Genomic DNA, 24,604 nt, shown 5'->3' on the forward strand with positions numbered 1-24,604 from the left:
AATGTATTTGATATTATGAAAAAATACGTAGCATGAGATTATATAGAAAAAATAGATCATTCTGAAGAGGATTTAATTTGTGAAGAATGCGGAGCAGCGACAAAAGAAGCTCACATAGTGGAAAACGAGGAAACTAGGGAAAGAAAACAACTCTGTTATAATTGCGTTAAATATAACGATAAATATAATTGAGAATGAGTTTATGAAGAGGACAACGAAGAAAAAAAATAAATGATTTCAGAAAAACAAAATCCCTTTCCAATAAAAGGCAATTGCCAAGAATATTTAGATATTTACTATCCCTTGAATGAAAGATATAAAGTAAAAATCTTAAACTTGCAAAACAAGAATTTAACCAATGAATTAAGTTTAAAAGATTTTTCCAATTTAGAAGTGTTAAATTGCTCAATTAATCGCTTAACTAGTTTAGATATTAGCCAAGATCACAAATTAAAGATAATTGAAGCCTTTCGCAATAAAATAAAAGCCAATTTAAGCATTTTTTCTCATTTAATTCAATTAAGAAAATTAGATTTAGGAGTAAATAGTGAAGGATTTAGTATAAAACCCACTGACCAAAGATTTATTAACAATAGTTTTGCGGGAAGTTTAGAAAGTTTAAAGAACTGCCAAGAATTAGAAGAATTAAACATTGGTTATCAAAGCGAAATTAGAAAAGGACTAGAATATTTACCAATAAAAAAATTAAGAGTTTTTAATTGCCCAGGGACAGTTTTCGATGAATTATTAAAACCTTTTGACTACGATGTTTTAGCCTGAAAACTTTTTTATTATCCAATGGAAGTGTTTCAGCGTGAATTTACCCAAGAAGAACTAAAACAAGCATTAGAAATTATTTGGAAAGAAAGTAAACAAGAACTAGTAGAGATTAAAAGCCAACGAAATCAACAAGGAACAAAAGAAAAAGTAAAAATAGAAAGATTGGAAAGCAAGATAAGGCTATTGGAAGAAAAAATAAAAAGTTATAAATAATGCTGATATACGCCACCTGCAAATGTTGCACCGAAAAAAACAAGATTGTCAAAAATTACGATATCGAAGGAATATTCAAGCAAAACCCTGAATTTAAGGCTAGATTGCTTAATAGTTTACTAGAACATTTAAGAGAACTTGAAAAAGTTTGCCAAAGCCAAGGACACTACAATAAAATATGAATCAAGCCTGATGAATTTATGAAAGAAACAACAAAGTTACCAACTGAAATACTAGAAGAGTTTTTGCCAGAAGATAAGAAAAAGAAATTTTCTGATACTTCAAGGACTGAAACAAAACACCACGAGGATTATTTAGATATTTATTTTCAATTAGATAAAGACGAAACAGAAGCAAACGAAACAGACAATCTTATACTACATGTTGGGAAAACTCTTGACGACACTTTTCATAAATTAGGAGAGGCTTGGAAAAGCGATGGAAACTGAATAAATGTTTATGATGAAAAAGATGACCCCGTGGTTCCTGATAAATATAAAGGCAAAGAATTAGTCAAGGTGATCTTTTCGGGATTAACACCAGATCAGAAAACGGAAATCATAAATAAAATCAATTCTCCTTCTATTTATGGTTATATTATTTGTCACATTAAAGGAAAAGCTTCTTATGATAAGGAAACAAGGGGTCTAATTTTTAAAGCAGAAGGCTTGATATTTGAAATAGACATATTAACGCCTCTTTAATAGCAGTGTTTGCTCACACGGGACGAGCATGAGTGAGGGAGTGTAAAGAGGAAATAAAAAAACTAACGAAAATAATTGCAAATAAGTAAAAAAAAGCAGTGTTTTTGCCTTTGGTTCGCTATTTTGGCTGATAAAAATATTAAATAAGCGAAGTCTATGGTCTTTATCGAGAAAGAAAAGTGAAACTGACATAATATTATCAAAGTTTGCACTAGATTAGACCAATGAAAGCACAAAGACTTATTTCTTAATCGAAACAACACTTTAAATCATACTTTCAAAGAATTATTTTTAGGAGCTTTAATAGATTGACCAGCTTTACCCAACGCAGAGAAAATAAAAGCAAAAATTCAAGAAACTATTAAAAGATATCGTCCGGATCAAAATGATTGGTGATATCCTGAAGTAATTGAATACTTTTACCCTCGCTATTTAGCAACTAAAGGAGGAGTATTCTTCACTCCAAGGCGTTATTGTGAGTTATTAAGTGAATTAGCCCTTTTGTATTTACCTAAGCAAGAAAACAAAACTTTAGCAGTTTATGACCCAGCTTGCGGAGCAGGAGCTTTATTATATATCTTTCGCCAATATCAACCTAATTGTGCTATTTATGGACAAGAAATAGAGCATGAAAGCGTTCTGATTGCTCGCTGAGTATTATTACGCCAATTCTCACGATTTTTAGGAGGAGGAACAATACCAACCAAGGTGAAAACTAAAAAAGGCAAAATAAAATGTGAAAATACTCTGGAAAGCACTGGATTTAAAAGATATTTTGATTTAGTATTATGTAATCCTCCTTTTAATCAACTTTTAAAAAAAGAAGTTCACAGAACCAAAGACGGGAATACAGCTTGGGTAAGGCAATGCTTGCAAAAACTACAAAAGAACGGAGTTTGCTTGATTATTTTACCAACTAGTATTCTAGTAACTGAACAATTTAAAGCAGAGAGAAAAAGACTAGTACAAAAGAATTATTTAGAAGCAGTATTCTATGACTTTATCCATAAAGATAGTAGCACAGGAAATGCCTTTGATAATGCTCAATTAGATACTTGCGTCCTATTATTAAGAAAAAAACGCCAAGAAAAAGAAAGTGTTTACTTTATTAATTGCTCGGGAAAGACTAAAGAGCAAATAATGGCAGAATTTAAAAGTGAAAATAAAGAAAAAGTAAGCAGAGAAAGACTAAAAGAACACGATTATTGCTTTATTAAATACATTTTAGAAAGATTAGATGAGCCGAATGGAGTAGCAATTAGCAATTATTTTCGCAGAGTTAGTAGCAGAAATCTTAAAGACAAAGACAAGCAAAGTCTAGCAATTAAACTGGCTACTAAATTATTTGAGAAAAATAGAGAACCAATTGCCATGCTAGTAGAGGAAATGGAGAACACTTGCGGAGGAGTAGAACACTGATACTTAATTAGCAAAAAAAAGAAATTAAATTTAAAGGAAAAAGAAGAAAATGAGAAAAGAATGAAAATGCTGATTAATTATTTAGAAAAAAATGAACCAAAGCAGAGGAAGTTTTATTATGGAGCGATAATTAAAGAATTAAGAATAAAAGAATTTTTAGAGTGAAAAGTTTTGTGAGAAGAACCGGAAAAGGAAGAGGAAAATAAAATAGACTTTACACAACCGAACATGAGTGAAAATTTGGAAAAAAGTAGTGAACAGACTGGTTTAAATTAAGAAAAATGCTTTAAAATTGTTGTTGATATGAAATGCGACGATTGTGGAAATGAAGTAAAAGTTACTGAAAATCGCGGAGGTGAACTTTGTAGATGTTGTGATAACTACTTTGATGAAAACAAAATGACTAACAAAGGGATTTGTAAATATTGTGATAAATAATCGCGATGGGAGAAAAACTCTGTCGCATTTGTATGCCAAACGAGTACTGATACATATAATCGTGAACTAAAATGACTAAAAAAACATAAAAATAAAGAATTTCTTTGCTAAATTAGGAAAAATTGTTTGATAAATGCTTATAAATTGGTTTATATGAATGCAAAAGGAGAAATTAGAGAAGGCTATATAGCAGAAGAACAAATTAAATGTTTAGGATGCAATAATATATTGGAAAAGGGCGAAACTGTATTTACATGGCAAGATCTAGAAGACCCATCTGCACTTAGTTGAGGACACGAAAGCTGTATGGAAAGTATAAATGAAGAAATGAAAGAATAAAAAAAACATCACTACTTAACAAAATAAATGGCAGAAAAACTTCCAAAAAAAGAAATAACTTTCAAAGAACTAGCCATTGATCCTCAACACCAAGAAGCCTTTAAAAAAATAACTGATTTAATTAGATTAAGAGAATATGTAGATGAAGAAGGCAATAAGCATCCAGTTAACACTAAATTTGGCATAACTGATAGGGCATTAGGAAAAACTAAAAATAGTTCTATTTTAATGCTTTATATGGTTGCTATCGACGACGATTATCAAGCGGGATTATTAGGAAGAGATTGAAATGAGAATACCACGCAATCAAGACCTTATTATGAAGATTTATTACAAGAATTTGTCCATGAAATATGACAAGACGAAACAGTTAAATTTAAAGATAATAGACAAGCAGAATGAAGAGATAACTGACATTTAGATTGACGTTCGCTTTACCGGGGAATAGTTTATCAAAATAAAGAAAGGATTAAATTTTTAGATTTATATAACCCTAGCCAAGCCAAAAGAAGAATTAATAATCCTTTAACTGATTTAATATTTGATGAGTTTATTCCTTCTCGGGACATGCGAGAGCAAGGAAAAGGCTATCAAATTAATGAAGTTAAACGATATAGCGACATTGAAAAGAGTTGCCGGAGAAATAGTCCTAATATTAACAAAGTATTTTTAGGAAATCCTAATGATCCTTACTGAAATATCCCTTATTTAACTGATTTTGAAGCGGAAAATGAAAAGTTAGAAAAGTGATATTGAGAGAATAGACCTAATGACCCTGAAGAGTACCGAAAATGAAGCTGGATTAAATGGTTATGAAACGACAAAGGACAAGTGCTTTATTTAGAAAAAACAGTAGGGGATATTTATGAGTTTGGAAGTTATGAAGAGTTTAATTGAGACTTATATTTTGCTAAAAGAGAAGATTTGGGAGTAGTTAAGTGAGCTGATGGCTGAAGAATAACTTATACTTTTAATAGTTTGGCTTGTTTTTGAGATCCAATTGATGGCATTGAAGTAATGGTTGAATTAAACTGATTAGAAAAAAATAAACCGCAAGAGTTTAAGGAAGCTCAAGAAATTCAAGATTATGTTGTGGACAATTATACTTTTATTATGAGTAAGAAACCTAACTGATTAAAAGCCATGCTTGATAAGGAGATATTTCAAGAAGAATTAAAGTGAAAACTAACAGAAAACAAGATTAAATTTTTAGACTTAGAAAGTAGAAGGAAAATTGAAGAATTTATTGTTAATGGTAAAACAAAAAGAGAAAGTAAGGATATATACGCACAATAAAAGTTAAAAAAAGACATTCAAAAGACTAGACCACATTTAAGCAGTTTTTAGCCAAAAATAGCATTTAAAGTCCTATGTTTACAAAGAAAAGAAACCTGGCCACTTAAATTAAAAAATAGTATTATGGAAAAAGAAAGTCAACTAATCAGGCAAGAAAAAATAGAATTGTTAAAGAAAGCAATTGGAAAAGAAACTTGCTTTTTGTGTTTCAGACATGTATTTTTGTATTCACTGAAAGAAGGAAGGGAGGAAATTATTAATGGTCTTTCTCTATGCTTAAAATGTGCCAACAGATATCGAATATTAAGAAGTTTAGAGGAAAAATGCGAGTGTGGTTGTGAAAAATGTAAATGTTAACGAAAATATGGTAAAACTTATTAAAATATAACTGCTTCTCTGTTGGCTTCAACTTCTAATAATTTTTTAACAGTGAAGTTTCCTGTTCTATTAGCAAATCCTGATACTTTGATTTGGTCTCCCTCTCCCATTGCTTGCAACTTCACAGTTAAATCATAATCAGGATCAAAGAAAAAAATAACTTGTTCGTTTCCGTCTTCTAAGTCTAATTTGCCGAAATAAAAAGGTTTACCATTTTTGTCTGCTTTGCTTCCTAATTCTCTTTGTAAGGTTCCACTTAATTCTTTTGTTTCACCATTTAAAGTTTGTGGTTTGGGGCAATTATAGCAAGTAAGTGTTTTTCGGCAAGTAGGACAAGTAATGTTCATTAATTAAATTTTAAAAAGATGGTTAAAATTGTCATTGATGACTGGAACAAAATTAAATGAAATACAAAATCCTTTAAATGTAGGTAAATGATTAACAGATGCTTATCAAACAACTCCTCATTCAGATTATGAGATAGAAATAAAAAAAATTATTGAAGAATTAGACACAGAAATTAAAAAAACACCGACTAATAAAACTGAATTAGAAGCAATAAGAAATAAATTAGAGAAAGCGACTGGGATTTGAGTAGCAAGCACTATTACAACTGCTGGAACAACAGGTACAGGAGGAGGAAGCGGCTTGACTCCCATAGATAAAGCAAGAACTGCCTTAAAGAGTGAATTAAAAAGAATTATTGATAAATATGGAAGTGAAACTAGTGTGTTTAAAAACTTTGAAGATGAAGTAGTCGCATTTAACAATAATACTGGAAAGAAAAATTTCCGTCAAAATGCTACTACTTGAAAGGAAGAGGTAGACAAAACACCTGCTGATGGAACTAACACCGATATATTAGACAAAACACAGGCTGATTCAGTAAGATTTGGCTTTGCTCAATATTTTGTATGAACAGTGCTGGAAAATAAAACAAAAAACAACACTGAAAAAAAGAAAATGATAGATGAATACTTTACTACTTGAAAACATGGTGAATTTACTATTTTGACAGATAAAACAAATACTCTAAAAAACGGCAAGAGCATTGAGGAGAATTATAAAGAATTAAGCAAAGTAGATAACTTCGCAAAAGAGAGACAAAAATTAGAAACAGAACTACAAGCGATTATTAACGAATATAAAAACAAAAAGATTGTGACAGGAGATTTTGAGAATGAGTTAGATAAATTTGCTGGGGATGACACAGGAGGAAAAGGACACTGGCATAATGGAGCAAAAAAATGAAGGGATGCCATAAAAGCACTTGGAGAAGACAATACGAAAAAAGGACAATTAGATACTAATGATATTTCATCTATAAAATATGGCTTTGCGGAATTCTTTGTGATATCAGTACTTAACGGATCAAAGAAAAAAGAAGAAAAAAAGGATTTAATTGATGAATATTTCAATAAGTTTAAAGGTGAAGAATACATTTTAAATGAAACAAACGCAAAAACCGAACTAGGAAATAAAAGCATTAAAGAAAAATACGGAAAATTGTAATAGTATTTACACACTCCTAGCAAGAACACCTCCGTTTCTATAAGGGGGGTAACTTGCTAAAAAAAATAAGTAAATCCCGCAAGTTAAAAGAGTTAAGAAGAAACAGTTAAATAATTTTAAAGCAAGTATACTAATAAAGTATACTGAAAATTTAGTTAAAGAGTGTTATAATGTATAATAATGACATCGAATAGCATTAATGGCAATATCGGAATGGTAATTGCCGAGTTAACTGAAAAAGTAACAAAAAAAGATAAAAACGGGGAAACCTACTATCTTCTAAAATTAAGTATCCGCAAAAGACTGACAGAAATGTATTTTGAATTAAGGAATGAAAAGCAACCAATTCCTTTACCAAATAGCGATGATCCGTTATTTGTCTTTACTAATAAAAACAGAAATCGCTTTGCTTTTACTTTGACGGAAAATTGTATTTACTTATTTAAATATAGCAAATCACGCCAAAATGACAACGACTACCTACACGTAGAAGATTGAAGAAAACTAGGAGACGACAAAAGAGTTATCGAAAGAAGTTATCGAGCATTATTAGACAAGAAAAACGACTTTGAAGACGAAGAAGATGAACTAACTAACAAAGAATTATTACTAGAACTAAAAAAGCGAATTAAAGACAAAAGAGTAAAATTCCTGTTCGGAGGAGCAGATGGTGAAGTTGCCAAAGTTTTAGAAGAATATGAACATAGGATTGATACTGACTTAAAGGATAATGAAAGCGGATATTGTCTTAATTTACAAGAATCAGAAGAAAAGGAGGTAAAGCATGAATAAATGAAAAAGAGACTACGATAACCTCTGCACTAAATGCCGAAAACCATTATCCACAAAAGCTCGTCAAGGAGTAGGACTTGATTGTTGAAGGAAGACCGAAGATTGTCCTATTCATGGACTTCTTGGTTATGTCTCTTGGGGTTGGGAGAAAGGACAATTATTAATTCATTGTTCAGCCTGCCAAGAAGAAGATGGAGACAACGGCGTTAGAGTGCTATGAGACAGGAATGCCAAGGAGGTAATTCGTGAATAAATTCTGAACCAAGATAAAGGCTTTATTTAAACCAAAACCTAAAAAACTACCAATCTTAAACACTCCACCAAAAGAGCCTGAGCCAATTAAAGTTAATTACCAACCTAACTGAAAAAAACATTGAAAACTAGTTAACCAATTAGAGCAAGAAATTAAAGAAAAAGGTGAGAGGAGAGAAAGTGGAAAGTAATAATCAACCAATAATTTTCCAAGCCCAAATTAAGCAGGTAGAAACCAAAAAAGCCATTAACGGAAATTCTTATCAGACTTTAACTTTAAGCAATGGTCGGAATACTTGAAAAGTAAACAATTTTGCTAAGTACAATGTTGAGTTTACCGATATTATAGATGAAAATTATTGATTTGCTGTTAGAAATGGAAAGTTGGCAAGTTTTAGCTATAGGCGGCAGGAGGTAAAATTTTAAATGAATTTATTTGGATTTTTTAAGAATTTTATTATCAAATTTTATTTATTGGCTCCTTGTCTTTACACATTCTTTAACTATTTTTTTGTAATCAAAGAAGAGCAAAAATGAACTACTATTGGCTGAGTTTGGTTAATTCTTTCAATGGCTTATTTTGGAGTGGCTTTGTATTTAACTATTAAAAATTGATAGATAGTTAAATGATTAACTGCTGTAATTTAAGAGAAAAAGCAAGCCAAGCAATAAATAGAGAATTTTCCTATTCTCACGAAGAATTAAGAAAATATTATCTTGCTCACATAACCCCTTTATTTCTTTTAGGGAATAATGCTTGTTTTGATTGTCAAAGATTTAGAGAAGAATTTAAGAAACTTTTTGAAAAAGTAGAAAGAGTAATCGAAAAAAATACTAAAAGGATTATCAGTAGTGAAATCAAGCAGTGCATTTACTGCCAAAGAAAAGAAGTAACCATGGCACAAGGAATAGAATACCAATTATCAGTTGATTATGCTAACTTGAAAGAAAATGAAGCAGTTTGTGTTAATTGCTTTCAACTAGTTAAAGAAGAAAAAGCCAAAGGAGGAAATCCGGTGGAAGTCACTAAAAGAGTAGTAGAAAGAACAGGCAGAAAATGAACTCATGAATATCATTGCGATGACTGTTGGGAAATAGCGAAAATCATTGAAGAATTTAAAAAGCAAGGAAAAGAAGCATTTTTAACCCAAAACGCAGAAGAGACTGATAGGTTAGGAAAGATTGCTTGCGATAGAATTATTGCTTACAAACAAAAGAAAGGTTCTCTTTGCGAAAATGGAGAAAAATACTTAGAACAAATGGAAAGATTATTAAAAGGAACGAAACATTAATAAAGAGTGAATAAGAAAGGCTTCAAACACAAATAAAGAAGCAAAGAAAAAAAAATTAGGGTAAAAATAACTTACAATGAGAATAAACGGATACAGAATTATGGGATTAATGGTTATGGGACTAAATATTTTAGGAAAAGCCAGTCAATATGACCAAGCAGCAAAAGCAACTGTGGGAATTAGTGTGGAGTATATCCACCCTAGTTTAGGAGTGGCATCTAAAATAGGAGCAACTTGTGCTGAACCTACTGCTGCTGTTTTAGAACAAGCAACTAATCAATATTGGCTAAATAGTGCTAGACAGCAATATACTCCTACTTGGGAAAAGACAGTAGAAAAAGACTTTTGCCTAGTGGATAAATTATACTAAATGACTAACACTAAACCAGTAGCAAGAACTAAACAAGCTTGAATGCAAAAAAGCATTGAAGCAGTTAAAGAGATAGAAAAGACCAAGAACCCGCAAGAAGTTAAAGATTGTAACGAATAAACAGAAAAGAGAACATACTACAACACTATACAGTTAAAATGTATTGTAATGCCAAGAAACAAACAAAAAATTTATGAACGATATAATTACCAATGCTCTTTAAAGCATAATCACGAAATTCATTTCAGTTATGATTTTACTGAAGATACATTTAAGATTAATAAAGAACAACCGGTAACAAAAGAACGAATAAAGCAGGTAGAAGAAGAAATTTTAGAGTTTTTAAAAAACAATTATTGTGAATTTTGTGATAAAAAAGTTAAAAGAGAAGAACTAACTGGGTTTTCGCACGAGGGATACAATTCATTAGGCACAAGGCTACCAATTTGTAAAGACTGTTGAAAAGAAAAACAAGGAGCAATTGAAAATAACGAGCAGTTTTATTGCACTCTCGACCATTATTTAGAACTAATTGGAGGAAAAGATAGTGAAAGATGCAAAGAACTAGCAAGTTGCTCTGTTTTACCTAATTATCCCAAAACAGGAAAAAAAGACTGAACAGGATTTAATCAACTTGATTTAGAGTGAATAAAAAGACTAGAACAAGAAAAGAATTTAGCAGTAGAAAAACAAAAATGAGAAACATTTGTTAAGCTGAATGACGAACAAAAACTTTTCATTCTAGAATATTTATGCTATTTAAGAGACAATGAGTTAAGAGAAGGCGAAAGATGGGGACAATTCCAAAAAGTAATAGAGATGATTAGAGAAATTTATCGAAATGAAAATAAAGACAATCACTCACACGGGACGAGCGTGCGTGAGGGAGTGTAAAGATAGAGAGGAAAATGAAAATGAAAAAAAACACTAAAATCCTAGAAACTAAAAACCAAAACGGATTAGAAAAAAAGGAAAAACTTACCGAACCTAAAAATAAAGAAAAATCAAAAGTAGAAAAAGTTTTTAGATTAGTAGGAAGCATCAATTTTATTAATTTCAGAACAGTAACTCGTAAAGGAGAGAATTTTGGTAATAAATTCTATGAACTGAATGTAAAAGACAAAATAGAGAACATTCCTGACAAAATAGAAAAAATCTATGTTTTTGAGGACGTAGTAAAAAATGAGAAGATTTGAAAAGATTTAGAAAAAGACGAATGAGTAGATAAAAGATACCTCTTTTTTTGCTATCGAAGTAGTAACAGATTTGGAACGAAATTATACCGATTATTTGATTGAAAAGAAGTGAAAAACGGCAAAGAAAACTAACTATATGTCTACCTGAATTGACTGTCCGGAATGCGATCAAACATTTTGACCTAGCAATCAACCCATTTGTCCTAATTGTAAGCAAGTATTTGAAGAATGTCCTGAATGTGAAGAAGAATTAAGTAGCATTTATAGCTGTTCTATTTGTAGAGATTGAAAGGATGGCGGCAGAGATGGCTATGATAAGAGAGAACCATTATATGCTCCTGGTTCTAATTATGATGATGGCTTAGAATATAGAATGGATACTGTTCATGAAGATGCGGGCTTTCGTTTTTTCTTTACTGGCGACGATTTGATAGGCGATGAACCTCCTCATATTCACATCAAAAGAAAGCATGGTGGTCGGGATAGAGCAAAGATTTGATTAAGAAATTTAGAATGGCATCACTGTTATGGCTTTAACTCCTCTGAACAAAGGAGAATAATGAATATCGTAGAAGAAAAACAAGAATTCTTTTTAGAAGAGTGAGAAAGATTAAGAAGATAAAAAGTGTAAACTTATATATATAACATGAGTGAAGTTCTCCAAGCCAATTATCAAAGAGGAATTAAATATAAGCAGGAGAAAAATATTTGTTTTTCTTGTCAGAAAGAAATCTCCAAAAAAGACCACCGAGAACATCATTATTTTGTAAGAAAAGAAGGAATATACCACAGTAAATGCTATAATGGCAATGACGAAAAAGAAAAAAATAGCCAAATAAAAGAGGCTAATAATTGAGAAGAAATAATTAAAAATTATCCGTGTTCCAACTGTGATTACAACTTTTCTGAAGAAGAATTAAGAAAGAAAAACTGGCAAGTTATTTACTGAGCAGACAAATATTATGCGAGCGAAAAAAACCCTTGTCAAGAAGAAAAAGAAATTTATAACATCAAGCACTTAAATTGTCTAGGTTCCTGCTGATGCGAAAGATGCAAAAAGGCTTATGAGGAAATAAAAAAAAGTGATTATTGCTGAAATTGTCGTAAGAAACTAGGTAATTTAGTTATTGTTTCAAAATTATCAGAAACTACTTATCATCCTGAGTGTTGAGAAAGAGGAGAAACTTTCCCCATAGTTTATAAATGGCATACTCATCCAAGATTACTCGAATTAAAAGTTAATCAAACCAAAATAACCGCTTATTTAGATGATGGGAGAGAAATAAGCATTCCCATTAGCAAACTAGCCAAAAGGTGGCAAAAACCCGATTTAACAACCAAACAATTAGAAAAATATGAAATTGACGAGCGAGAAAGATTTTCTTTTCATTTCCCAGATGCTGACGTCGATGACAATGTTTTGGCATTTGCTGGAAAAAATTGTGGCTGTTGCTAACTTATGAGAAAAGATTTTAAAGAAACTAAACAATGAAACAATTTTTAGCAACAATTTTCGCTTTAGCAGTAATTATCGCAGGAATAATTTTTTGTTTATGAAAAATCAATAAAAAGAAAGAGATTTACCAATCAAAAAAAGGTAAAAATTGTTCTGATTGCGATGATTTTAAGAAAATTAAGAATATTCAGCTTCTAAAATGCCAAACTTGCGATAATTATGGCGAAAATAACAGTTCTAATCAGTGCTGCTCTCATTGTCAACAAAACTTAATTAGTGGCAAAATTCACCATCATAAAAGCCATTGTGAACAAAATCACCACCATTCTCACCATCATCACTGTCAAACAGCAGAAAAACAAGAAAATATTAGCCTTAATTGGTTAATAATTCCCGTAATTATTATACTCGGTGCTTTTGTAGTGGTTAAACAAATTAAGAAAAAATAAGTTATAGACATGGAAAAATCAACAATTATCGTTTATATTTGACTAACTTCATTAACTGTTCTGATTTTAGGAACTCTCTTTGTGGTTTGATGAAAAACTAAAAAAGAAAAAAAGATAAGAAAAAAACAATATAATTGAGGAAAAGCACAATTAGCACTAATTAGTGAACAATTTAAAAACAGATGCTATCTTTGTATGATTAGCGAAGAAGATTTTAAAATGAATGACTGAAAGGATAATTCTCTTGAAGAAGACAAAAATTTAACACCTGAAGAATTAATAAATAACAGAATTACTATTTGCTATACTTGCATGGGCAAATTAAAAACAATGGCGAAAATAAACAGATTTGATTATAATGATTAATTAAAAAATCTAAATAATATGTCTTTTTTCTTTTTTTATTCTGGCTCAATTGGTTGAACTTGGTTAATGTGAGCAGTTAGCCTTTTGAATATTGCTCGCTCCGTTTACATTTACAGCAAAATTGGCTGAAAGATTAATTTTTCTAATTTTCTTACTTTAATTGATTTTATTTTTTTCATATTGTCTATCCTTTTATTTCTTGGTGAAAGTTTAATCCTAATCAAATACTACTTCTTGCTACCTAAAAATTACTCATAGCATGGAAAAACTTTAAATAAAGAAAATCCTATAAAGTTGCTTGCTGAAGAAATAGACTTGATGAATAACAACAACAAAACAACTAATACCGAAGAAGAATTAAAAAAATTAGAAGAATTTCAAGAGCAATTAGGACACATTGAGACTTCTTTTGCTTATCTATATGGAAATCAGTGAGTAAGAAGATTCAAAAGAGATAATTTTAATCCTGAAAGTGTGGAAAAACTGCTCTTAAATGTTTTGCTTTTAAAGGAAATTATCACAGGAGAAGAAGGGCTATTAGAACTAGCAAGAAATAAAGCACTAGACATTGAAAAAAGCCTTTATTATGCTCCAACCAAGAAAATATTTAAGGAAGTTGAAAGAAGAATAGAACGGGGAACTGTCTATTATGAATAAGCCAAAGAGGATGAACGAGATGGTAATGGCATAATAAAAGGAAATAAATACCTCCGAGGCTACGATACTAAAGATTGGAATCTTTTATTAGAAGATAATCAAAAAAGCAAAAGGGAGTATTTTTGCTATGGCTGTGATAGACCAAGAGAAACTGGTCATGAGGGAAGAAGTCTTTGTGATGATTGTTTAAAAGAGGAACTAGAAATAGTTAATATTCAGAAAAATTTACCTTCTAATATGCCTAGGATTAAGTGTAAAGAGTGCGGAGAAGTAAAACCAGTTCTTAAATATCAAAGAAAACTAATTGACCCTGAAACTAAAATTTGCTGACATTGTAAAGAAGAAACGAAAGAAAGAGATGAATAGCAATAATTAATTATGGCAGAAGAAAACAGAGACTTATTAATCGAATTAATGGAAGAAATAGAAGCAGGTAGAATAAAGATTAACAATAACTTCCACTTAACTGATAAAAAAACAGGGCTAGAAGTAGATTTGAACAACTTGAAAATCATTAACTCTCCTGTTGAAGAATGTCATAAGTGTAAAGAAAAAGTTAAAGAATGGTATAGAAGCTGACATAGCAGTTATTATGGAGATGAATATAGTTTTATCTACTGTCTAAAATGTTGTCCTGCTCAATGAGGAAATTTTGATAAGAACAAAGAAAAATGGTGAAGTAAAGATAAGTTTTTAAATTAATAACTTAGCCACGCAAAACATAATCAACCAAAGGAATAATCATTAGCACCAAAGAAAAAATAAAAAGACCTCATTTTGATTTTTGCTAACAGCCATTTCGCTTTTTTTCCGTTTTTGAATTCAAAAGCAAAAACCCGTTTTTGCCGATATTTATATAAAAAAACATTTTTTCGGTAGAACGTCCCCATCATTTTTATCATCATCTATCGTCATATTTTTCTCCCTCTTACTAGCATACCTTGGGTATAATGCCAGTTAGTAGTCTTTTCGAATACCAAACTTTTCCCTCTCTTAGGAAAAGTTTGTTGTATTGTCGTAAAGTAATACTTACTGGAATGAACTCCAAGGATTTACTAGGGGTGGCGGGCGGGAAAAGATAAGAACCGATAGAATTTAACAGCCAAAAATGACTTGTGGGGAGAGTTCGAGGGCAAAAAAGTCTCATCTCATAAATGTATAATATGGGAAGCAGAAAAGAAAGGAAAGCCTTACACAAGTGTGTTCGCGAGTAATCATGAATAGCGACTTTATGAGCAATTATCCCAACCAAACAGGGAATAAAGAAACAAAAAATTCAATATTTAAATCTAATTCGGAAAGAAAAAGTCTAGAAAGCCAGTTAAAGCAAGGAATAATGGCAATGGATCCCAGCGGAACCAGCACTACTAGCATATTTTATTATGAAAACTGAAATCAATGAAAGATTTTGAGTTTCACCGAGAAAAATTGACTAAAGCAAGCAGAAAATATGGAAAATTGACTGGAAAATTTGCGACCAAGTAAAGTATTAGTAGAAACTGGCTTATTATTCAGGAGACAAAAATACAATTACAACATGACTGATCTAATAAAGGTAATAGGAGCCTTAGAATACACAGCTTATCAAAGAGAAACTGAATATATCAGAGTAAGTAATGAATACCGGAAAAGATGAGCCAATGAATACGCTAATAAAGGCTTAATAAAAGGATTAGAACTAAGAAAAATCCAAGGAAAGATGGGAGCTCCTAGAAAAGTATGATTTTTTAAAGACAGAGAACTAAATGAGCATGAAAAAGATGCAATACTGGTCTTTTATGCTTGATGAACTAAAAAAATGGGCAGAGAATGACCTTTTGCTGAGTAAAAAAAACATATGTATAAAGAAGTAAAACACGGCACCGATAAATATTATCGACAATTTATTGAAGATTGAGATAAAAGGCACATTAGGACTGTTAACTTTACTAGCAATTACCATTCTCAACTCAAAGAAGATTATAATTGAATGCTGAATGAAAATGTAGATATCTTTCAACATGTAGAAACTAAAAAGTGAATGATTTACTGTCAACATTGTGATATTTTTTTAAGTGAATATCCCAAAAGAAAAGGTTTAAGCATAGTTGAATTAAGCGAAATCTATTATCAAAACGTTCACAAACCTCACTAAAAAAATAAATGACGCTAATCTATTTAATTCAATGTTCTAATTGCCAAAAGGATACGGGCATAGCAACTATTAACCCAAACATCCTTGAAGAAATTTCTTTTACCTGCGACCAGTGTGGACAAAAAGGATTAGGAACAGACAACTATCGCACCATGGAAAGAGAAAAGTATTTAGAAGGATTTGAGGAAGTTAATTCGGAAGAAAAGGAAAATTAAAACGTATTCTATTTTCTTTTTCCTGCTTTAGTAGTAACTCAAAACATTTTACTAGGTTTAAAACTAATTCTTTTATTTAACTTAGTGTTTTTTAATAATTCTCGTCTTTTCTTTTGGCAATCTTTACAAACTTTACTATCTCTAATTAAACTTTTAAATTTATCAGAACCAAAATAGGCTTGAATCCCTTTACCCTTGTTAGCACGACGAAAATCAGTTAAAGATTTTTCATGTTTATTACAGTGCTTGCTACCTTTTGGTTTAGCAGTGCCTCTTTTAATAGTGAAATAACCTTTAAAGTTAATGCTTTCGCCTTTATTTAACCTTTGCTTAGTTATTTCTAAGAAAGTTTTCATAACTCGCTTAGCTGTTGCTTCACTATTTAAATTACTTTTTTTGTTAATTTCTTTGCTGATTTGGTTAATTCCTAACATAATATTTGTTTTTAGAGAGTTGGTGTTGCTGTTTTGCTAAAAACTAATTATAGTGAAATAATGTCATTAAGTATAATTCACCAAGGTTAGATAATATGAATAGCACTTACCTAGAAGAAAAAACAACAACAGAAGAGCCTCATGCTTGCGAAAGGCATTGTGATCAAAAAGATAAAGATAATTATTATTGAAGAGAAAAATTATTTATGCTCTCTCGCAAATATAAAGCCTGTTATGAGTGCGGTGATACTAAACTTTGACAATCCGAAAGTATGAAATGTATTAAATGCTTAAAAAAACAAGATGATTATGAAATGATTGATTGAAATATTAGACCAAGAAAAGAAATCTATAAACAAAAAAAATTGAAAGGAAACTAAGCCATGAATAAACAATCCCAAAAACTCCAAACCAAATTCACAAGTACTTTAAAAATATTTGCGGGTAAAATGGAAGAAACTAAACAAAAGCAAGAACAAATTTTAGAGAATTTTAAACAAACTCAAAGCCAAGAAAACCAAGAATTAATTAAAGTTTCCCAACAAATCAAACCCAAAGAGGAAACCATGGCAGTTATTCAAAACGCAGTTAATTTAGTAGAGCAACAAATTCAAGCAAGAGACGAAACTAACGAAATCCTAAAAGAGGAAGCAAAAACCAGCAAAGAAACAGTTAAATCTCTAATTGAAACTTATCAGCAGTATCTAGAAAAGACTCACCAAGAAATAGATAACTAAAACGAACAACTAAAAGAACAACAAGAACTTCGAAGACAACAGCAAGAGGAAGAAGCCAAAGAGGAAGAAAGGAAAAGAAAAAACTTTTGAATTATCAGTGCGGTAGTTTGGTTAATTTCAGTGATTTTAACCGGGGTGATTTGTTATTTTATGTGAGGTAGAAAATAACCATGGAAAATAAAGAATTATTATTTAATTTAGTAAAGAAATTAGAAAGCGGAGACATTTCTTTCGAAAAGCATGGCAATGAATACTTTTTTTATCAAAAAGGTTCTAATATTCCAGTTAAAATTGGAGAAATAAAATTTGAAGAAGTAAACTATAATGGTTATGAGAAAGAAGATTGAAACACAAAATTCAAAGATAACTTCTATAAAGAAAAAGGAGTAAAATGTTGAGTTAAAGACTGTCAAAATAAAATACTCCAAGTAGAAGCAGACCATAAAAAAGTTAAAATACCTTGCCAAGAAAGCCATAGCAGAATGCTTTGCTTAAATTGTGCTGATAATTTGGAGGTAGAAAATGAATAAACTTTTAGAATTAAGTGATTACACCAAGACGATTAAAGAACTAAAAGCAGAAAAAAGTGAATTGGTTCGCAAAACTACAAATTTATCTTTTTCTAATATCGCTTTTTACACCCAAGAAATAGAAAAGTGAGAAAATGAACTTAAATTCTTCCAAGAAAAAGTAAAGACTGAAGAATTTAGATTACAAAGCACAGAATTTAAAAAAAAGTATTTATTGCTATGATTGATATGGCTAAAATGATAGAAGAAAGCAAAGAAAAACTTACTAAAAGCCAAAATACTCTACGAATATTATGTTTATCAGAAACAAACGCAAGAAAGGAAACAATTCATAAAGATATAGAAGAGATAAGCATGAATACACTGACGAAATTAAAATCTTAAAAAAAGTTAAAGAAAACTATCAATTAAAAAAACCTTGTCCTGATTGCGAAAAGCAAAAGGCTTGAAATCAAAAATATCTAACTCCTGAAGAACTGAACTCCAAAAAGTGATATTCTAGACATTGATGCCACGAACATTCTTGGGAAAATCCCATTAAATTAAAAAAAGATGAAAAAGAGTTAGAAACTTATCAAAAAACACAAGGCTTTAACATTTCAACAATAATACTTTTAGAAACTTTTCTGATAGTCATTTTTTTGTTTTGTACTATTTTTATACACTTTAGTTTTTTCCTATTGTTCTTTATTGTAAGTTTCTTTTTTGGTTGATTTATTAGAGTAATTGTTGAACATAAAAAAAAAATAACTCAAGAATGAAAAGAATTAAAAACCAAACAAAATTGGTGAACAAAGAAATCAAAAGGAGGTAAAATGTAATGGAAATTAAAAGAGAAATAGAAGCAAATCATAAAGCTCGCTTGGAATTTGCTAAAAAAGAACGAGAATTAAAAACTGGCTATTTAATTCTAACGAACGAACAAATTCTTTATTATCCCAGCAAAAAAGATTGAGAAAAAGACCAAGGAACTGAAGAATACAAGAAAAAATATCCTCAAGAAGAAATCTCTGCTGCTACTAATTTAGACTTATGGCATGCTTGATTAAAAGAAAGAGAGCAGATTTCGGGTCGAAATTAGCAAAATTAGAAAGGGCTTTTTTGTTTTAATTCAGTGGAGTGTATGCTCTACCCCAGCAGTGTTTTGAGGAAAACCATATAATAGTGAGGTTCTTAAGGGCAACACTGCTAAAGAAACAAAAGTAAAAGAGAAAAGAATAAAAATTGTTATAATGAGTAAGAAATACGACGGCAAGCAATTAAGAACTTGTAAACATTGCCATAAAAAGGTCGCTACTGAAGATGGAATTTTAGAAAATTTTTATAGTTTCTCTTGTTCTCCCTGCCATGCTTGATGAAAAAAGGCAACATGATGAGCAGCAGGAATTGGAGCAGTTATAGTAATAGGAACTCTTGTCCTTTTCACTTGGGCTTGGTTTAAGAAATGTAAAGATAACGAAGAGTAAAATAGTATATAATGAACGAAAAAGAGTGCAAATGCGATAAATGCTATCAAAAACAACCAAAAAAAGAATTGGTAAGGGTTGAAAATAAAGCCTATCGCTGTGAAAAATGCCATTGAAAGCATAGAATAATTGACAATGTCTCTTTGTTTGCTATACCATTAATTTTTGGCATTTTTGTTATTTTTTTTAGGCAATTATATACAATTTTACACTAAAAGAATAATTTTCTTTATGACTTGGTTCTTTTTACTTCTTCCTTTCTTTCCTCAGTTCTTCTTTTAAATCTTTTAATTTTAGCGGTGGTGTTTTTGCCAAAATTCTTACTTTTTGCTCAAAGTCAGTTTGAGATACTTCTGCCAATTCTTTCGATGAAGAATACTTTCTTTTCATTAATGCTAAAAATTCTTCTCTATCTTGGGAAATTGAAGCTAACGCTTCCACTGTGTAAATCACTTTCTTCAATTCTTCGCGACCTATTTCCGGAGTTAAGGATTGGTGAAATCTGTATCGGTAATTTCCTCCTTTAGTTTTCGGAGTTTTCTCTTTTAATTTATCTAAAACAATGGTGCCTTTAGGCATATTCTTGTAAACTAATTCATTAGTCAGGGTGCCGACAAATCCTGGTCTTTTGATATTTTCCACCGTAAACGGCAAACCTCATAGTCTAAATATTTCTTTATAAAAAGTTCAAGGGAAAGTTTTTTGTCATTTCAAAATTTCCTCTGAAATAAAGGCTTTTAATATCGCCTGTAGTTCGGCTTGCTCTCTTTCGTATTGGTAGCCAGTAGCTTCGTCTACTAGGGCGATAATGCCGACCTTGGCAAATGATCTTAGTAAAATTTCACACTGGTCAGCGATTGTTTTTTGCCGAGGTGATAAGTGAATGTTTTTTCGGGCTTCTAACATTCCGTCACAAAAATCGACTAATCTAGTTGCTTCATAACCGTGAATTTCATTTTTTCCATCATAACAAATAATTGGGTCAAAGTGGGCGGGGTTTTTGTCTCTATAAATAAAGGATTGCAGTGATTTTTGGTCTAAATATCGCTTTAATCTGGGCCCCCTTTCTTGCTCTCCATTTTCATCAACCATTTTTAAGGCATCTTGCATGCCTCGACTTGACAAAACTCGGATTCCATCTTCAAGAACGAAGCAGGGCAACTCGAACCCGGCTAAGTCTAATTTTCCTTTGTATTTTACTTTTCTTTCGATTTTATTTGTATCTTTCATGTTTTTAATTGATTAATTTTTGATAAGTCAAGTTTTTACCGACTACTGAAGAAAGAATTAAATCAAATCTTTCTCGTTCTTGGTATTTTCTAGTGTTAAACCGTAAAGTGAATTCATTAACATACTTTGATGTATGTTTCTTGCTTATTCAATGGTAGATACCATTAATTCCTCTTTTCAGATGTGACCAAAAGTTTTCGATAGCGTTAGTGGAAGTTGTTCCCTTGACATACTGTTTAGCACTATGATTGACTATCTGGTGATTAAAACTTTGAGACAAACTGCTGTGACGATATCATTCGTCAGTGTAGACATCTGAACCTTTTTCAATGTTGGCTCTGATTATTGGTTCTAGAGTGTTTTGTCGGGTATCAAAAACTACTTGAGTAATCAAATTTCCACCTCTTTCTAACAAACCTAACACGGGAATTTTGTCAGTTCAACTTCGACCTTGGGAATGAGGAACTTTTTTATTTCAGTGGCGGTTTTTGTTTTTTCCACCGATAAAAGTTTCGTCGATTTCTACCAAATCTTTTAGCATAGTCTCAAGTTCTGAGATTTTAAAAGTAGAGCGTAAGCGATGAAGCATAAATCAGGCTGATTTTTGGGTGATTGAAATATCTTTGGCTAGTTGGCAAGAAGAGATACCTTTTTTGTGAGCAGAGAAAATATATAAAGCTCACAGTCATTTTTGAAGTGGTATTTTAGAATTTCTAAATACGGTTCCGGTCTTGATAGTAAAATACTTATTAGTATTTTTGCACTTATATTTGTTGTCAGCACATTTGTAAACTTTAGAATTAGGATCAAAAGGAGAAATCGGTTGACTATTTCAGATAATTGCTTCTAAGTAGTCGATACAATTCTGCTCAGTAGGAAGAGTTATTAGCAAGTCTAATAAACTTTTAAAGTTTTGTTTGAGGAGCATTATGTTTTATTTTTTTAGTGTAAAATTGTATATAATTGCCAAAATTTTTTAAAGTTGATAAATGTTAAATTTCCTTGTTTCTTCCGAAGAAGATGACCAAACAATTATTAGTTTCCTCAAAAGAAGATTTAAAAATACCCCAATTAGTTTAATTTATAAGTTATTTAGAACTAAGAAAATCCAAGTTAATCAGCAAAATTGTCGTTATTATCACTATCGCTTAAAAGAAAACGACCAAATAACTATTAAAGATAAATGATTAAAAGTATCAACAAAGCAAAATTCCTTACCCCTACGACCTGATTTGAATATTAATATCGTTTATGAAGACCAAAATATTTTGTTGGTTTTGAAAGAACATAATCAAGAAATTTATAAAAAAAATGACCCTAATTGCTTAGATAATCAAGTTCAACACTACCTTTATCAGCAGAAACCTGAAAAGTATCAGCGGCAATTACAAAATTTTTTTGCACCCGTAGCCCTTCATCGTCTCGATAAATTAACCAAAGGATTAGTTATTTATGCTAAAAATGCTTCCAGCAAGAAAATTCTCTATAATTCTATTAGCGACAAAAACAAAATTACCAAAACTTATTTAGTTATTTGTGAAAATCAACAGCAAACTTTCATACCTTCTTTTATTCAAGGCTGGATTACCAAAAATGAAGACCAAAAAAAAATGGAATTTGATCTCCAAAAACCAACTAACAGTTCCACAGAAAAACACTGTTCTTTAACTGCCCAAAAATTATTTCAACAAAGCATTTATCAACTATATAAAATAACTTTGGATACTGGTCGCAAGCACCAAATTCGGGCAATTTTGGCTTTTTTTTCAAGTCCCGTTGTCGGTGATAAAAAATATGGTAGCAAAAAAGATTTAAAAAATAAAATCCTTTTATTTGCTTATCAACTAGAATTTAATAATTTACCTCAACCACTGGCTTATCTTAACAAAAAAAGATTTAGCATTGATAAATTAGAAAAGCATTTAATAAGCAACCTTTCCTCTGGAAAATGAACTTCATTTTAGTCAGGATCATAAAAATTCATTATAAATTAGACAAAATGTGAAATTACGAAAAAGACCAAGAATTTAAACAGTGATTAAGGAAAAATTATACTTGTTTACAATGTAAGAAAGAATTATTTATTTTTTCAGAAAACAAAATCACAACAAATTTTTTTACTCGCGTGCATTTGACAATAAAAATTGATGAGCCTTGAAAAATTTTCAGCGAACCAAAGGATAAAGGAAAGTATTGCGAGAAATGTAAAAAAAAATTAGAAAAAGCAGAAAAAAACTGAATATACAATTTAACAAATTTAACCGAACCCGTTGAAGAAGTTTTTTCAATTTTTCACAAAGAAAAAATGAGAAAAACACCCATTCCAGTTGCCGACCAAGAAAAAGTTATTGAATTTTATAAGCAAAAATATTGTTCACTAGATTTAAAATGCTCCGTATGCGGAGATTATTCAGTATGAATTGGAGAAGATGAAAGCGGAGCAAAATGCGTTTTTTATGAAGATTATAGTGCCGTCGAGAATGAAGACAGCAGCGGTGGTATTTACTGTGCCGAGCATATTAAAGGAAAGCACAAAACAGGAAAAATGTGAGCCAGTAATTATTTATACGATTTATGAGAGGAATGAAAAAAAGAAGTAAATAATTCTAGTCAGTCAGTTGTTCCCGAAGCCACAGAAAAACCAACTTCCTTTTGGTTTGCTAATTGGTGGTGGATTATTACTTATTGTAGGTTTTATCTGTTATTCGATAGGTAAAAAGAGAGCAAAGAAATAAGAATTATGATAATTCTTGCTATTGAAACTAGTTGTGATGAAACTAGTATTGCTATTTTAGAAAATAAAAAGGTTCTAAGCAACATTATCATTTCCCAGATTTGAGAACAACAAAAATACGGAGGGGCAGCGCCTAGTTTAGCCGTAAAAAACTACTCATTATAAATGCTGTGAAAAGTGCGGAAAATTAGAAAAAATTGCGTTATAATCAGGCAAATCCTAGCAATTACTTATTTTTCTATTTCTGAGAGGGATAATTAGGTTGTTGAATTATTTTGGCTTCAAAGGTTTCAAAACTAGGAATTTCTTTGTCTCAATCTTTTAAATCTTGATTGTCTTTTCTTAAATCCTCATTTTCTTTTTTTAGGTTGTCTCTTTCTTTTTCAGCATTGGTTTTGTCTCTTTTAGCCTGATCTAATTGAGTGTTTAAAGTATTTTTGTCTCTTTGGAGAGTGTTTTTTTCTCTTTCGGCTTGATTAAGTTGATTTTTTAGAGAATTAATTTCTTGGTTGTTTTGTTGTTTCAACTGAGAGTTTTCATTCCTTAGACTTTCTGCTTGAACTTTATATTTTCCTGCTTTATTTGATATTCCTAATGTTAAGCGTTGTTCATTATAAACATATCTATTTCTATCATTTCTGTGCGTCAAAATTTCGTTTTTGAACATAACTAAATGCGACCTAATTGCTACATTAGCTATCGAGTTATAAACATTAGCTTCTAATGAACTACTTCCATAATTTCAAAGATCTGCCACAAACTTTTCCGTATTATTTCTATTATTATATAGATTTTTGTCTATTATTAAGAGTTCGGTATGTACTTTTACTACTTCTGGTAACTGTTCAAAAGTTAATGTCATTATTCCTCTTCTCCTCCCACTATTTTATTTATTTGCTTTTTAATTACTACTATTTTTTTCATAATATATATATTTTACATTTATAAATAATTTTTTTTATAATTTGGTGAACCAAATTTATATAGTTTTACTCTTGGGTTTTTTTCTCTAAGTTAATGAATATGCGTGTGCGCGAACAGTAAAAACTAAAAACCTCAATAACCTCACCAGCGAATAGTTTTCCCGCCTAGTAAATTGCATAAAAGACAAGAAATTTAGAGTTGTTTCTTGGCAAGGAAAAGTTTTAATGGATTGTTGGAGCATGCCAAGAATTTAGTAGCCCGAGAAAGCACTAGTCAACAAACCCAAGTTCA

At 30.8% G+C, this 24,604-nt stretch carries 42 protein-coding genes; 37 read left to right on the top strand and 5 right to left on the bottom strand.

All coding sequences use genetic code 4. The features are described from left to right. The first annotated feature begins 15 nt into the window (after positions 1 to 15). The 8 genes from GvMRE_RS02665 to GvMRE_RS02695 all read left to right on the top strand — a co-directional run bounded on the left by GvMRE_RS02665 (position 16) and on the right by GvMRE_RS02695 (position 5,546). Positions 16 to 231: a hypothetical protein gene (locus GvMRE_RS02665; protein WP_147409745.1), complete on the top strand. Its 216-nt coding sequence runs from the start codon at positions 16 to 18 to the stop codon at positions 229 to 231. Further along, a complete protein-coding gene (locus tag GvMRE_RS02670; protein ID WP_147409746.1) occupies positions 232 to 993 on the top strand; it encodes a hypothetical protein in 762 nt (253 codons plus the stop codon). Next, positions 993 to 1,697, top strand: a complete 705-nt coding sequence (locus GvMRE_RS02675) for a hypothetical protein (protein WP_147409747.1) — start codon at positions 993 to 995, stop codon at positions 1,695 to 1,697. The genes GvMRE_RS02670 and GvMRE_RS02675 overlap by 1 nt, the downstream gene beginning before the upstream one ends. A gap of 156 nt (positions 1,698 to 1,853) precedes the next feature. Then, positions 1,854 to 3,392, top strand: a complete 1,539-nt coding sequence (locus tag GvMRE_RS02680; RefSeq protein WP_147409748.1) for an HsdM family class I SAM-dependent methyltransferase — start codon at positions 1,854 to 1,856, stop codon at positions 3,390 to 3,392. Positions 3,393 to 3,419: 27 nt separating this feature from the next. Then, the gene (locus tag GvMRE_RS14315) at positions 3,420 to 3,554 is read left to right on the top strand and encodes a hypothetical protein (protein ID WP_281267941.1); all 135 of its coding nucleotides are present in this window, start codon (positions 3,420 to 3,422) and stop codon (positions 3,552 to 3,554) included. A 153-nt stretch (positions 3,555 to 3,707) separates the two neighbouring features. Continuing rightward, entirely contained in the window at positions 3,708 to 3,893 is a 186-nt protein-coding gene (locus tag GvMRE_RS02685) for a hypothetical protein (protein WP_147409749.1), read from the top strand. A 27-nt stretch (positions 3,894 to 3,920) separates the two neighbouring features. After that, complete coding sequence (locus GvMRE_RS02690) at positions 3,921 to 5,189, top strand: hypothetical protein (RefSeq protein WP_147409750.1); 1,269 nt, start codon at positions 3,921 to 3,923, stop codon at positions 5,187 to 5,189. Between the two features lie 123 nt (positions 5,190 to 5,312). Further along, the gene (locus GvMRE_RS02695) at positions 5,313 to 5,546 is read left to right on the top strand and encodes a hypothetical protein (protein WP_147409751.1); all 234 of its coding nucleotides are present in this window, start codon (positions 5,313 to 5,315) and stop codon (positions 5,544 to 5,546) included. A gap of 20 nt (positions 5,547 to 5,566) precedes the next feature. Here GvMRE_RS02695 and GvMRE_RS02700 read toward each other — a convergent pair whose 3' ends face one another. Continuing rightward, positions 5,567 to 5,914, bottom strand: coding sequence for a hypothetical protein (locus GvMRE_RS02700; protein ID WP_147409752.1), 348 nt, complete (start codon positions 5,912 to 5,914; stop codon positions 5,567 to 5,569). 37 nt (positions 5,915 to 5,951) lie between these two features. Here GvMRE_RS02700 and GvMRE_RS02705 point away from each other — a divergent pair, with 37 nt between their 5' ends. The 19 genes from GvMRE_RS02705 (at position 5,952) to GvMRE_RS02790 (ending at position 16,258) form a co-directional block, all read left to right on the top strand. Beyond that, positions 5,952 to 7,079, top strand: a complete 1,128-nt coding sequence (locus GvMRE_RS02705) for a hypothetical protein (protein ID WP_147409753.1) — start codon at positions 5,952 to 5,954, stop codon at positions 7,077 to 7,079. Positions 7,080 to 7,259: 180 nt separating this feature from the next. Next, positions 7,260 to 7,871 (top strand): hypothetical protein, encoded by a 612-nt coding sequence (locus GvMRE_RS02710; protein ID WP_147409754.1) that lies wholly within the window; start codon positions 7,260 to 7,262, stop codon positions 7,869 to 7,871. Then, positions 7,864 to 8,124: a hypothetical protein gene (locus tag GvMRE_RS02715; protein WP_147409755.1), complete on the top strand. Its 261-nt coding sequence runs from the start codon at positions 7,864 to 7,866 to the stop codon at positions 8,122 to 8,124. Before GvMRE_RS02710 ends, GvMRE_RS02715 begins: the two co-directional genes overlap by 8 nt. Further along, complete coding sequence (locus tag GvMRE_RS02720) at positions 8,117 to 8,314, top strand: hypothetical protein (protein WP_147409756.1); 198 nt, start codon at positions 8,117 to 8,119, stop codon at positions 8,312 to 8,314. Before GvMRE_RS02715 ends, GvMRE_RS02720 begins: the two co-directional genes overlap by 8 nt. Further along, positions 8,289 to 8,549, top strand: a complete 261-nt coding sequence (locus tag GvMRE_RS02725) for a hypothetical protein (RefSeq protein WP_147409757.1) — start codon at positions 8,289 to 8,291, stop codon at positions 8,547 to 8,549. The genes GvMRE_RS02720 and GvMRE_RS02725 overlap by 26 nt, the downstream gene beginning before the upstream one ends. 200 nt (positions 8,550 to 8,749) lie before the next feature. Beyond that, positions 8,750 to 9,415, top strand: a complete 666-nt coding sequence (locus tag GvMRE_RS02730) for a hypothetical protein (RefSeq protein WP_147409758.1) — start codon at positions 8,750 to 8,752, stop codon at positions 9,413 to 9,415. 76 nt (positions 9,416 to 9,491) lie between these two features. Then, positions 9,492 to 9,785, top strand: coding sequence for a hypothetical protein (locus tag GvMRE_RS02735; RefSeq protein ID WP_147409759.1), 294 nt, complete (start codon positions 9,492 to 9,494; stop codon positions 9,783 to 9,785). Positions 9,786 to 9,953: 168 nt separating this feature from the next. Next, positions 9,954 to 10,679: a hypothetical protein gene (locus GvMRE_RS02740; RefSeq protein WP_147409760.1), complete on the top strand. Its 726-nt coding sequence runs from the start codon at positions 9,954 to 9,956 to the stop codon at positions 10,677 to 10,679. A 20-nt stretch (positions 10,680 to 10,699) separates the two neighbouring features. Next, the gene (locus GvMRE_RS02745) at positions 10,700 to 11,113 is read left to right on the top strand and encodes a hypothetical protein (protein ID WP_147409761.1); all 414 of its coding nucleotides are present in this window, start codon (positions 10,700 to 10,702) and stop codon (positions 11,111 to 11,113) included. A gap of 4 nt (positions 11,114 to 11,117) precedes the next feature. Beyond that, positions 11,118 to 11,603 carry a DUF4160 domain-containing protein gene (locus tag GvMRE_RS02750; RefSeq protein WP_147409762.1) on the top strand — a complete coding sequence of 162 codons (486 nt, stop codon included), beginning with the start codon at positions 11,118 to 11,120 and terminating at the stop codon, positions 11,601 to 11,603. A 24-nt stretch (positions 11,604 to 11,627) separates the two neighbouring features. Beyond that, positions 11,628 to 12,437 carry a DUF2442 domain-containing protein gene (locus tag GvMRE_RS02755; RefSeq protein WP_147409763.1) on the top strand — a complete coding sequence of 270 codons (810 nt, stop codon included), beginning with the start codon at positions 11,628 to 11,630 and terminating at the stop codon, positions 12,435 to 12,437. Between the two features lie 32 nt (positions 12,438 to 12,469). Then, positions 12,470 to 12,886 (top strand): hypothetical protein, encoded by a 417-nt coding sequence (locus GvMRE_RS02760; protein WP_147409764.1) that lies wholly within the window; start codon positions 12,470 to 12,472, stop codon positions 12,884 to 12,886. A gap of 9 nt (positions 12,887 to 12,895) precedes the next feature. Continuing rightward, positions 12,896 to 13,252 carry a hypothetical protein gene (locus GvMRE_RS02765; RefSeq protein ID WP_147409765.1) on the top strand — a complete coding sequence of 119 codons (357 nt, stop codon included), beginning with the start codon at positions 12,896 to 12,898 and terminating at the stop codon, positions 13,250 to 13,252. Between the two features lie 318 nt (positions 13,253 to 13,570). Then, entirely contained in the window at positions 13,571 to 13,909 is a 339-nt protein-coding gene (locus tag GvMRE_RS02770; protein WP_147409766.1) for a hypothetical protein, read from the top strand. 237 nt (positions 13,910 to 14,146) lie between these two features. Then, the gene (locus GvMRE_RS14320) at positions 14,147 to 14,275 is read left to right on the top strand and encodes a hypothetical protein (protein ID WP_281267942.1); all 129 of its coding nucleotides are present in this window, start codon (positions 14,147 to 14,149) and stop codon (positions 14,273 to 14,275) included. A gap of 12 nt (positions 14,276 to 14,287) precedes the next feature. Continuing rightward, on the top strand, positions 14,288 to 14,611 hold the full coding sequence (locus GvMRE_RS02775) for a hypothetical protein (protein WP_147409767.1): 324 nt from the start codon (positions 14,288 to 14,290) through the stop codon (positions 14,609 to 14,611). 514 nt (positions 14,612 to 15,125) lie between these two features. Beyond that, a complete protein-coding gene (locus tag GvMRE_RS02780) occupies positions 15,126 to 15,737 on the top strand; it encodes a hypothetical protein (protein WP_147409768.1) in 612 nt (203 codons plus the stop codon). A gap of 9 nt (positions 15,738 to 15,746) precedes the next feature. Beyond that, positions 15,747 to 16,043: a hypothetical protein gene (locus tag GvMRE_RS02785; protein ID WP_147409769.1), complete on the top strand. Its 297-nt coding sequence runs from the start codon at positions 15,747 to 15,749 to the stop codon at positions 16,041 to 16,043. Positions 16,044 to 16,051: 8 nt separating this feature from the next. Further along, positions 16,052 to 16,258, top strand: coding sequence for a hypothetical protein (locus GvMRE_RS02790; protein WP_147409770.1), 207 nt, complete (start codon positions 16,052 to 16,054; stop codon positions 16,256 to 16,258). Positions 16,259 to 16,266: 8 nt separating this feature from the next. Here GvMRE_RS02790 and GvMRE_RS02795 read toward each other — a convergent pair whose 3' ends face one another. Then, on the bottom strand, positions 16,267 to 16,692 hold the full coding sequence (locus GvMRE_RS02795) for an HU family DNA-binding protein (protein ID WP_147409771.1): 426 nt from the start codon (positions 16,690 to 16,692) through the stop codon (positions 16,267 to 16,269). Positions 16,693 to 16,787: 95 nt separating this feature from the next. Here GvMRE_RS02795 and GvMRE_RS02800 point away from each other — a divergent pair, with 95 nt between their 5' ends. The 7 genes from GvMRE_RS02800 (at position 16,788) to GvMRE_RS02830 (ending at position 19,640) form a co-directional block, all read left to right on the top strand. Continuing rightward, positions 16,788 to 17,072 carry a hypothetical protein gene (locus GvMRE_RS02800; RefSeq protein ID WP_147409772.1) on the top strand — a complete coding sequence of 95 codons (285 nt, stop codon included), beginning with the start codon at positions 16,788 to 16,790 and terminating at the stop codon, positions 17,070 to 17,072. A gap of 3 nt (positions 17,073 to 17,075) precedes the next feature. Continuing rightward, positions 17,076 to 17,429 (top strand): hypothetical protein, encoded by a 354-nt coding sequence (locus GvMRE_RS02805; RefSeq protein ID WP_147409773.1) that lies wholly within the window; start codon positions 17,076 to 17,078, stop codon positions 17,427 to 17,429. A 170-nt stretch (positions 17,430 to 17,599) separates the two neighbouring features. Continuing rightward, complete coding sequence (locus GvMRE_RS02810; protein WP_147409774.1) at positions 17,600 to 17,959, top strand: hypothetical protein; 360 nt, start codon at positions 17,600 to 17,602, stop codon at positions 17,957 to 17,959. Then, positions 17,952 to 18,203 (top strand): hypothetical protein, encoded by a 252-nt coding sequence (locus GvMRE_RS02815; protein WP_147409775.1) that lies wholly within the window; start codon positions 17,952 to 17,954, stop codon positions 18,201 to 18,203. The genes GvMRE_RS02810 and GvMRE_RS02815 overlap by 8 nt, the downstream gene beginning before the upstream one ends. Before the next feature lie 576 nt (positions 18,204 to 18,779). Next, positions 18,780 to 19,040 carry a hypothetical protein gene (locus tag GvMRE_RS02820; protein ID WP_147409776.1) on the top strand — a complete coding sequence of 87 codons (261 nt, stop codon included), beginning with the start codon at positions 18,780 to 18,782 and terminating at the stop codon, positions 19,038 to 19,040. A gap of 151 nt (positions 19,041 to 19,191) precedes the next feature. Then, positions 19,192 to 19,425, top strand: a complete 234-nt coding sequence (locus GvMRE_RS02825) for a hypothetical protein (RefSeq protein ID WP_147409777.1) — start codon at positions 19,192 to 19,194, stop codon at positions 19,423 to 19,425. 11 nt (positions 19,426 to 19,436) lie between these two features. Further along, on the top strand, positions 19,437 to 19,640 hold the full coding sequence (locus tag GvMRE_RS02830) for a hypothetical protein (protein WP_147409778.1): 204 nt from the start codon (positions 19,437 to 19,439) through the stop codon (positions 19,638 to 19,640). A gap of 31 nt (positions 19,641 to 19,671) precedes the next feature. Here the strand turns inward: GvMRE_RS02830 and GvMRE_RS02835 are convergent, their stop codons facing one another. Both GvMRE_RS02835 and GvMRE_RS02840 read right to left on the bottom strand, forming a co-directional pair. Continuing rightward, complete coding sequence (locus GvMRE_RS02835) at positions 19,672 to 20,655, bottom strand: P63C domain-containing protein (RefSeq protein WP_147409649.1); 984 nt, start codon at positions 20,653 to 20,655, stop codon at positions 19,672 to 19,674. Between the two features lie 4 nt (positions 20,656 to 20,659). Next, entirely contained in the window at positions 20,660 to 21,583 is a 924-nt protein-coding gene (locus GvMRE_RS02840; RefSeq protein ID WP_147409650.1) for an IS1595 family transposase, read from the bottom strand. A gap of 61 nt (positions 21,584 to 21,644) precedes the next feature. Between GvMRE_RS02840 and GvMRE_RS02845 the strand changes: the two genes are divergently transcribed. From GvMRE_RS02845 to GvMRE_RS13410, 3 genes are read left to right on the top strand one after another with little or no spacing between them, the layout of a single operon-like run. Continuing rightward, positions 21,645 to 22,619, top strand: coding sequence for a pseudouridine synthase (locus GvMRE_RS02845; RefSeq protein WP_147409779.1), 975 nt, complete (start codon positions 21,645 to 21,647; stop codon positions 22,617 to 22,619). Positions 22,620 to 22,654: 35 nt separating this feature from the next. Beyond that, a complete protein-coding gene (locus GvMRE_RS02850; protein WP_147409780.1) occupies positions 22,655 to 23,371 on the top strand; it encodes a hypothetical protein in 717 nt (238 codons plus the stop codon). 24 nt (positions 23,372 to 23,395) lie between these two features. Further along, the gene (locus tag GvMRE_RS13410) at positions 23,396 to 23,554 is read left to right on the top strand and encodes a hypothetical protein (RefSeq protein ID WP_172575224.1); all 159 of its coding nucleotides are present in this window, start codon (positions 23,396 to 23,398) and stop codon (positions 23,552 to 23,554) included. A 73-nt stretch (positions 23,555 to 23,627) separates the two neighbouring features. Here the strand turns inward: GvMRE_RS13410 and GvMRE_RS02855 are convergent, their stop codons facing one another. Next, a complete protein-coding gene (locus GvMRE_RS02855) occupies positions 23,628 to 24,251 on the bottom strand; it encodes a coiled-coil domain-containing protein (RefSeq protein WP_147409781.1) in 624 nt (207 codons plus the stop codon). Positions 24,252 to 24,604: the final 353 nt, after the last annotated feature.

The sequence above is a fragment of the endosymbiont GvMRE of Glomus versiforme genome (assembly GCF_003546845.1).